The following is a 7,979-nucleotide window of genomic DNA, read 5'->3' on the forward strand; positions in this document are numbered from 1 at the left end:
TCCCAAGTGTACGAGAAGTGGACGTTTTCCGATGCCACTGTGGCGAGGGACGCTGAAGACATGCTGTCCACCACGCCCCGCACCACGCTCGGCCGCAAGAAGCACCGGGCCGTGACCGACCGCTCCGCCCTGCACGCCGTCCTGGACGAGGGCCTGATCTGCCACCTCGGGATCGTCCGCGATGGGGTGCCGCTGGTCCTCCCGACCGGCTACGGCCGCGACGGCGACACGCTCTACCTGCACGGCTCGACCGGCGCGACCAGCCTCCGCGCCGCGGCGGACGAGCTCGACGTCTGCGTCACCGTCACCCTGCTCGACGGCATCGTCTACTCGCGCTCGGTCAACAACCACTCGATGAACTACCGCAGCGCGGTGATCTTCGGCAAGGCGGCGCCGGTGCTCGACGCCGAGGCGAAGATGCGCGGCCTCCAGGTGCTCACCGACCACCTCGCGCCGGGCTCGTGGGACCACGCGCGCGAGGTCAACGCGAAGGAGTTCGCGGCGGTGTCGGTGCTCGCGCTCGACCTCGCCGAGGCGTCGGTGAAGATGCGCGCCGAGGGCCCCGACGACGAGCCGGAGGACCTCGAAGCCGACCGAGCCTGGGCGGGTGTGCTCCCGGTCCGGACGGTCTTCGGCGTGCCGGAGCCCTCCGAAGACCTCTCCCCCGGCTGGTCGGTGCCGGCGCACGTCACCGGGCGAGCGGCAACCTGACCGTGAACGTCGTCCGGCCCGGTTCCGAGGCCACCGTGACCGTGCCGCCGTGGGCGGTCACCAGGGACTGGACCACCGACAACCCCAGCCCCGTGCCGCCGTTGCCGCGGGTGCGCGAATCGTCGACGCGGAAGAACCGGTCGAAGATCCGCTCCTGGTCGGCCACGGCGATCCCCGGCCCCGCGTCACCGACCTCGACGACCGCCTCCCCGCCCGAGGCCGTCACCGAGACGTGCACCGCGGTGCCCGGCGGGGTGTGCACGGCCGCGTTGGCCAGCAGGTTGTCCAGCACCTGACGCAGCCGCAGCGGATCCACGGAAACGAGCGCCGGCGCGAGCGACGTCGTCAGCGGGTGGTCGGGGCGGCCGGCGGTGAACGCGTCCGCCGCGTCCCCGGCCAGCTCCGCGAGGTCGACGCGCTCCGGGCGCAACGGCGTCTCGGCGGCCCGCGCGTCGAGCCGGGCCAGCAGCAGGAGGTCGTCGACCAGCACGCTCATCCGGGCCGTCTCCGAGCGGATCTTCGCCAGGTGCGCCTCCCGCTCGGCGGGCTCGTTCGCCGCCGCGTAGCGGAAGAGGTCGGCGTACCCGCGGATCGACGTCAACGGCGTCCGCAGCTCGTGGGAGGCGTCGGCGACGAACCGGCGCAGCCGCTCGTTCGCCTCCGTCTTCGCCGCCAGTGACGTGTCGATGTGCGCCAGCATCACGTTGAACGCCGTCCGCAGCTCCTCGACCTCGGCGCCGCCGCCGGCGCCCGCCGCGCGCACCGGCAGGGCGGGGTTCGCGGTGAGGTCGTGGGAGGCGATGTCGTGCGCGGTGCCCGCCATGTCGGCCAGCGGGCGCAGGCCGCGGCGCAGCACCAGCCGCCCGACGACCAGCAGCACGGCCAGCGCGAACGCGAACGCGACCACCTCGACCCAGATCAGCTGCCGGACCGTCCCGTCGAGGTCCTTCTGCGGCGCGGCGGACAGCAGCACCGAGCCGTTGTCCACCGGGCAGGCCCGCACCCGGTACGGGCCGTCGTCGCGGAGGTAGATGTTGCGCGTGACGTCGCCACCGACCGCCTCGGCGGCGATCCGCGCCAGCTGCTTGGCGTCCCCGGGCAGCTGACTGCCCGGGGACGGCGTCGCGACGCCGTCGCGCACTTTGTACAGCGCCGAGTACCAGGAGTAGACGGACTGCGGCGAGCCGTGCGTCTCCCGCAGCTGGGGCAGCTGCTGGTTCTGGCTCTTGGTCAGCTGCTCGTCGAGCCGCCGGTCGAGGTAGCCGTGCATGATCCCGACCATCGTCACGCCGACCACCGCGAACACGACGAGGGCGAGCGCGCCGAGGCCCAGCGTGATGCGGGTGCCCAGCCGCGTGCGCTGCCAGGCCCCGTACCACCGGCGGAAGAAGCGCTTCACCGGTGGACCTGGCGCACGACGTAGCCGACGCCGCGCACGGTCTGGATCAGCGGTTCGCCGGCGTCGGCGTCGATCTTGCGCCGCAGGTGGGAGATGACCAGTTCGACCACATTGGACCGGCCGCCGAAGTCGTACTCCCAGACGTGGTCGAGGATCTGCGCCTTGGTCAGCACCGACGGCGACCGGCGCATCAGATAGCGCAGCAGCTCGTACTCGGTCGGGGTCAGCTCGGCCGGCCGCTCGCCGCGGCGGACCTCGCGGGTGTCCTCGTCCAGCGTCAGGTCCCCGACCCGCAGCACCGCGCCCCGCGCCTCGGCCTGGTGCGCGACGCCGGTGCTGCGCCGCAGCACCGCGCGCAGCCGGGCCATCAGCTCCTCGACCGAAAACGGTTTCACGAGGTAGTCGTCGCCCCCGCGGGTGAGCCCGGCGATCCGGTCGGCCGTCGCGTCCTTGGCCGTGAGGAAGACCACGGGCACCGCGTTGCCGTTCTCGCGCAGGCGGTCGAGCACGGTGAACCCGTCCAGGTCGGGCAGCATCAGGTCGAGCACGACGATGTCCGGCCCGAACGCCGCCGCCTCGCTGAGCGCGGCCTTGCCGGACCCGGCCGTGACCGCCTGCCAGCCCTCGTACCGGGCGACGGTGGCGACGAGGTCGGCGATGTGCGGCTCGTCGTCGACGACGAGCAGGCGCACGGGTTCGGAAGGCTGCACCACCCCATCTTCTCCCGGCGCGCCGGGAGACGGCGACCGGTGGCGCGGGCCGACAGGAATCCGACAGCCCGCACCCAGACTCGCCACAGATTCCGCGGTGAGGCTGATCTTCGTGAACCGAACCGAAGGGGAATCCGTGTGACCAGCATGACGCAGACCGCCGAGGCCACGCGCCCGGCGATCCGCCCCCGGATCGCCGCGAAATCCGGCCTCTTCACCTTCCTGGGCGCCAATGTCGCCGTCGTGACCGCGCTGTTCGCGCAGGCCGGCGTGTCGCAGAACGTGCTGATCACCATCGGCCGCCTCGCCGGCATGTACGGCGCGCTCGCCATCGCGTTCCAGCTGCTGCTCGTGGCCCGGCTGCCCTGGCTGGACCGGCGCATCGGGATGGACCGGCTGACCTCGTGGCACCGCTGGACCGGCTTCACGATCCTCTGGACGCTGCTGGCGCACCTGGTGTTCATCGTGTTCGGCTACGCGGAGGTGTCGAACAAGGGCGCCGTCGACGAACTGGTCGAGATGGCCGACACACTCGACGGCATCCTCCGGGCGCTGGTCGCGTTCGCCGTCATCCTCATCGTGGGCGCGGCTTCGGCGAAGTTCGCGCGCAAGCGGCTGGCGTACGAGACGTGGCACTTCATCCACCTCTACACCTACGCCGCGATCGTGCTGGCGTTCACGCACCAGATCGCGCTCGGCACGTCGTTCGCGAGCGCGCCGACGGCGAAGGCCTACTGGTGGACGATGTGGCTGAGCGCCGGCGCGGCCGTGCTCGCCGGGCGCGTCGTGCTGCCGCTGTGGCGGAACCTGCGCCACCAGCTGCGCGTCACCGCGGTGGTTTCCGAAGCCCCCGACGTCGTTTCGGTGTACATGTCCGGCAAGCACCTCGACAAGATGCCCGCCCGCGCGGGCCAGTTCTTCCTCTGGCGGTTCCTCACGAAGGACCGCTGGTGGCAGGCCAACCCCTTCTCGCTGTCCGCCGCGCCCGACGGCCGCAGCCTGCGCCTGACCGCGAAGGCGCTCGGCGACTCGAGTGCGTCGCTGCGCAACCTGCGCGTCGGGACACGCGTGTTCGCCGAAGGCCCGTACGGCGCGTTCACCACGATCCACCAGCAGCGGCCCGACGCCCTGCTCGTCGCGGGTGGCGTGGGCATCACGCCGATCCGCGCGCTGCTGGAGGACATCGACGGCCACGTCGTCGTGCTGTACCGGGTGCGCACCCAGGCCGACGCCGTGTTGCTGCCGGAGCTGAACGGGCTCGCCAAGGCCCGCGGCGCCGTCGTGAGTGTCCTCACCGGACCGGACCAGGCGGTCGGGCCGCGCGGCGCGATGCTCGGCCCGGCGAACCTGCACATGATGGTGCCGGACGTGCACGAGCGCGACGTGTTCGTCTGCGGCCCGCCGGGGATGACGTCGGCGGTGCTGCGCAGCCTGCGCGAGCTGCGCGTCCCCAAGACCCAGGTCCACGCCGAACGCTTCAGCCTCGCGGCCTAAAGGGGATCTTGACGTGAAGAAGACCATTTTCGTCGTCGCGCTGTCGATCGCCGGGTTCATCGCGGTCTGGCGGTTCGAGCCCGGGCCGGTGCACAACACCGCTGTCGCGGCGCAGGCGCCGCCGAGCGTCGCCGCCCCGTCGACCGCGCCGGCGCCGCCGTCGGCTTCGTCCACTCCGGACAGTGCGAACGCGACGGTGACCACGCAGGGCACGCCGGAGTCGAGCAGCTACGGCGTCGTGCAGGTCCAGGTGACGTTCACCGGCTCTCGGATGGTCGCGGTCACGCTGCTGCAGGCGCCCGACGACGGGCGCGCGCTGACGGCTTTGCCGCGGCTGCAAGAAGAAGCGATCAAAGCGCAGAGTGCCGACATCGACACGGTGACCGGCGCGACCGAGACGAGCGAGTCGTACAAGACGTCGTTGCAGGCGGCCATCGACGCGCGGGGCAGCAGATGACCACCCGCGTCGAACAGGTGATGGGCCTGCCGATCTCCCTCGACCTCCGGGACGAAGGGGATTTCGCCGAGATCGTCGACGAAGTCTTCGTGTGGTTCCGGGACGTCGACGCGAAGTTCAGTCCCTTCAAGGAGGACAGCGAAGTCAGCCGCTACGACCGCGGTGAGCTGACAGCGGAACGGCTGAGCGACGACCTCATCGAGGTGCTGGAGCTCTGCGCGTACTACGAGCAGCTTTCCGGCGGCGCGTTCCGCGCGCGGCTGCCCGGGCGCGGCCTCGACCCGTGCGCGGTGGTGAAGGGCTGGGCGGTGCAGCGCGCCGCCGACATGCTCAAGGCCGAGGGCGCGACGACGTTCTGCCTCAACGCGGGCGGCGACGTCGTCACGGCCGGCGAGCCGGAGCCGGGCCGGCCGTGGCGGGTCGGCGTGCGCCACCCAGAGCAGCCCCTAGCGGTGTGCGCGGTGCTGGAGTCGCGCAACGGCGCCATCGCGACGTCGGCGGCCTACGAGCGCGGCTCGCACATCTTCGACGGCCGCTCCGGCACCCCGGCGACCGGGCTGATGAGCGTCACCGTCGTGGCCGGCGACCTGGTCACGGCGGACGCGCTGGCGACGGCGGCGTTCGCGATGGGCGCCGAAGGCATCACGTGGGCGGCCGACCGGCCGGACTGCGAGATCCTCATCGTCGACGACAGCCGCCGCGTGCACCGGACGGCCGGGCTCGCCCTCGCTTCGTAAATCGGTTCGCCCTCGCGCGGCGGCTCGGCCAGACTCGGGCGCAGCCGTCTGCCGAGGAGTGCCATGCCTTCGTCCGTCCTGCACGTGTCCGTCGACTGCGCCGACCCGTACGCGCTCTGCCAGTGGTGGAGCCAGGTCACCGGGAAGCCGGTCCCCGACGAGGACCAGCCGGGCGACGACGAGTGCGGCATCGAGCTGGCCGGCGGCATCGACCTGCTGTTCCTCCGCGTGCCGGAGCCCAAGACGGTCAAGAACCGGCTGCACGTGTGCCTCCAGCCCGACGTCCCGCGCGACGAAGAGGTCAAGCGGCTCATGGACCTGGGCGCGACGATGGTGAACGACCTCCGCAAGCCGGACGGCAAGGGCTGGGCCGTGCTCGCCGACCCCGAGGGCAACGAGTTCTGCGTCCTGCGCAGCAAGGCCGAGCGGGCGGCGAACCCGTGACCGACTCCTTCGCGATCAACAAGGCCAACTGGGACGAGCGGGCGCCACTGCACGCGGCGTCGCCGGACTACAACTTCGCCGGCTTCATCGCGGATCCGGCGTACCTCAGCGGGGTGGTGACGTTCGACCGGCCGCGCCTGGGCGACCTCACCGGGCTGCGCGCGGTGCACCTGCAGTGCCACATCGGCACGGACACGGTGTCGCTGGCGCGACTCGGCGCTTCGGTGACCGGCCTGGACTTTTCGGGGGCGTCGCTCGCGGAGGCACGGCGGCTCGCGGCCGCGGCGGGCGCGTCGATCGACTTCCACGAAGCGAACGTCTACGACGCTGTCGAGGTGCTGGGCGCCGGGCGGTTCGACCTGGTCTACACCGGGATCGGCGCGTTGTGCTGGCTGCCGTCGGTCGATCGCTGGGCGTCGGTCGTCGCCGGGCTGCTGCGCCCGGGTGGGCGGCTGTTCATCCGCGAGTGCCACCCGATGCTGGGGACGCTCGACGAGACGGTCGAGCCGGCGGCACCGCGCTACCCGTACTTCGAGCACGCCGAGCCGATGGTGTTCGACGAGCCGGGCACCTACGTCGAGGTCGACCGCGAGCTCACCCACACGGTCAACCACGAGTGGGCGCACTCGCTCGGCGAGATCATCACCGCGCTGCTGGACCACGGCCTGGCGCTGACGGCGTTCACCGAGCACGACAGCGTCCCGTGGAACGCACTGCCCGGCCAGATGACGCACGACGAGGCCACGGACGAGTGGCGGATGACGGACACGCCGTCGCGCGTGGCGGCGAGCTACACGCTCCAGGCGGTCAAGGCGAGTGCCTAGGGTGGTGCCATGCCCCTGATCGCGGTCGCCACGCTCGGCGGCACCATCTCGATGGCCCCGGTCCCCGGCGAGGGCGGGGCCGTCCCCCGGCTCGGCGCGGCCGACCTGATCGGCGGGCTCGGCGACCTGCCGTTCGACGTCCTGGCCGAGACCCTGGCCGGCATCGGCAGCGCGTCGCTGGACTTCGCGACGCTGCTGCGCTGCCGCGACTGGGGCCTGGCGCAGGACGCCGACGGGTTCGTGGTCGTGCAGGGCACGGACACCCTGGAGGAGACGGCGTACTTCCTCGAGCTGGTCTGGCCGGCCGAGATCCCGCTGGTGGTCACCGGCGCGATGCGCAACGCGGGGCTGCTCAGCGCGGACGGCCCGGCGAACCTGCGGGGCGCGCTGACCGTCGCGGCCGACCCGCGCAGCCGCGGGCGCGGCGTGCTGGTGACGCTGAACGACGACGTCCACGCGGCGCGCTGGGTGCGGAAGGCGCATTCGAGCCACCTGGAAGCGTTTTCGTCGGCGCCGGCGGGCCCGCTCGGCATGGTCGTCGAGCACGCCGTGCACTACTTCCACCCTTCGCCGCCGAGGCTGCCTTCCCTGGCCGGGACCGACTTTTCCGGTCTGGTCCCGGTGGTGGAGGCGGGCCTCGACGACTCGGGCGCGGTGCTGTCGCACGTGGCTTCGCAGCCGGAAGTGCGCGGGATCGTGCTGGCGGCGACGGGCGTGGGGCACGTGTCCGCCGCGACGGCGGACGTGGTGGCGCGGCTGGTGCCTTCGCTGCCGGTGGTCGTCGCTTCGCGGACGGGCGCCGGGCCGACGTTGCGTTCGACCTACGGCTTCCACGGTTCGGAGTCGAGCCTGATCACGATGGGCGCGACGATGGCGGGCTGGCTGGACGCGCGGAAGTCGCGGATCCTCCTGCACACGCTGCTGGCCTCCGGCGCGGACCGGGCGGCGATCGAGCGGGAGTTCCGGGCGCGCGGCGATCTGGACTAGACCCGGCCCCGAGCGCCCCAATGTGGCCTTCGGTGCGTCAGACGCACCCAAGGCGGCCTTCGGTGCGTGTGACGCAACCAAGGCCACATTGAGGTTTTCTCAATAGGGCTGGTGGGTGTGCGTGTTGGCTTGAGATGAGGCGTGGGGCCGCTGGTAGGACTGAGTTTGCGAAGACCAAGTCCGAGAGTCCAGAGGCCCCACGTGATTTCTTATAGT

Annotated in this window: 9 protein-coding genes; 7 read left to right on the plus strand and 2 right to left on the minus strand. The window is 71.9% G+C overall.

Annotation, left to right across the window (positions count from 1 at the left end; translation table 11 throughout):
- Positions 1-60: 60 nt before the first annotated feature.
- Positions 61-711, plus strand: coding sequence for a pyridoxamine 5'-phosphate oxidase family protein (locus M8542_RS18685; protein WP_257921458.1), 651 nt, complete (start codon positions 61-63; stop codon positions 709-711).
- Here M8542_RS18685 and M8542_RS18690 read toward each other — a convergent pair.
- Together M8542_RS18690 and M8542_RS18695 are read right to left on the minus strand one after the other, a co-directional pair.
- Positions 689-2,110 (minus strand): sensor histidine kinase, encoded by a 1,422-nt coding sequence (locus tag M8542_RS18690; RefSeq protein WP_257921459.1) that lies wholly within the window; start codon positions 2,108-2,110, stop codon positions 689-691. The two genes, M8542_RS18685 and M8542_RS18690, sit on opposite strands and share 23 nt — an antisense overlap.
- On the minus strand, positions 2,107-2,820 hold the full coding sequence (locus M8542_RS18695; RefSeq protein WP_257921460.1) for a response regulator transcription factor: 714 nt from the start codon (positions 2,818-2,820) through the stop codon (positions 2,107-2,109). Before M8542_RS18695 ends, M8542_RS18690 begins: the two co-directional genes overlap by 4 nt.
- Positions 2,821-2,967: 147 nt before the next feature.
- Between M8542_RS18695 and M8542_RS18700 the strand changes: the two genes are divergently transcribed.
- The 6 genes from M8542_RS18700 to M8542_RS18725 all read left to right on the plus strand — a co-directional run bounded on the left by M8542_RS18700 (position 2,968) and on the right by M8542_RS18725 (position 7,763).
- Complete coding sequence (locus tag M8542_RS18700) at positions 2,968-4,314, plus strand: ferredoxin reductase family protein (protein ID WP_257921483.1); 1,347 nt, start codon at positions 2,968-2,970, stop codon at positions 4,312-4,314.
- Positions 4,315-4,327: 13 nt separating this feature from the next.
- A complete protein-coding gene (locus M8542_RS18705; protein ID WP_257921461.1) occupies positions 4,328-4,771 on the plus strand; it encodes an FMN-binding protein in 444 nt (147 codons plus the stop codon).
- Positions 4,768-5,508 (plus strand): FAD:protein FMN transferase, encoded by a 741-nt coding sequence (locus M8542_RS18710; protein WP_257921462.1) that lies wholly within the window; start codon positions 4,768-4,770, stop codon positions 5,506-5,508. Before M8542_RS18705 ends, M8542_RS18710 begins: the two co-directional genes overlap by 4 nt.
- Before the next feature lie 63 nt (positions 5,509-5,571).
- Positions 5,572-5,952 (plus strand): VOC family protein, encoded by a 381-nt coding sequence (locus tag M8542_RS18715; RefSeq protein WP_257921463.1) that lies wholly within the window; start codon positions 5,572-5,574, stop codon positions 5,950-5,952.
- Entirely contained in the window at positions 5,949-6,776 is an 828-nt protein-coding gene (locus M8542_RS18720) for a class I SAM-dependent methyltransferase (RefSeq protein WP_257921464.1), read from the plus strand. The genes M8542_RS18715 and M8542_RS18720 overlap by 4 nt, the downstream gene beginning before the upstream one ends.
- 9 nt (positions 6,777-6,785) lie before the next feature.
- Positions 6,786-7,763 (plus strand): asparaginase, encoded by a 978-nt coding sequence (locus M8542_RS18725; protein WP_257921465.1) that lies wholly within the window; start codon positions 6,786-6,788, stop codon positions 7,761-7,763.
- Positions 7,764-7,979 lie beyond the last annotated feature (216 nt).

It is taken from the genome of Amycolatopsis iheyensis, from assembly GCF_024703995.1.
In the GTDB taxonomy this organism is placed as follows: Bacteria; Actinomycetota; Actinomycetes; order Mycobacteriales; family Pseudonocardiaceae; genus Amycolatopsis; species Amycolatopsis iheyensis.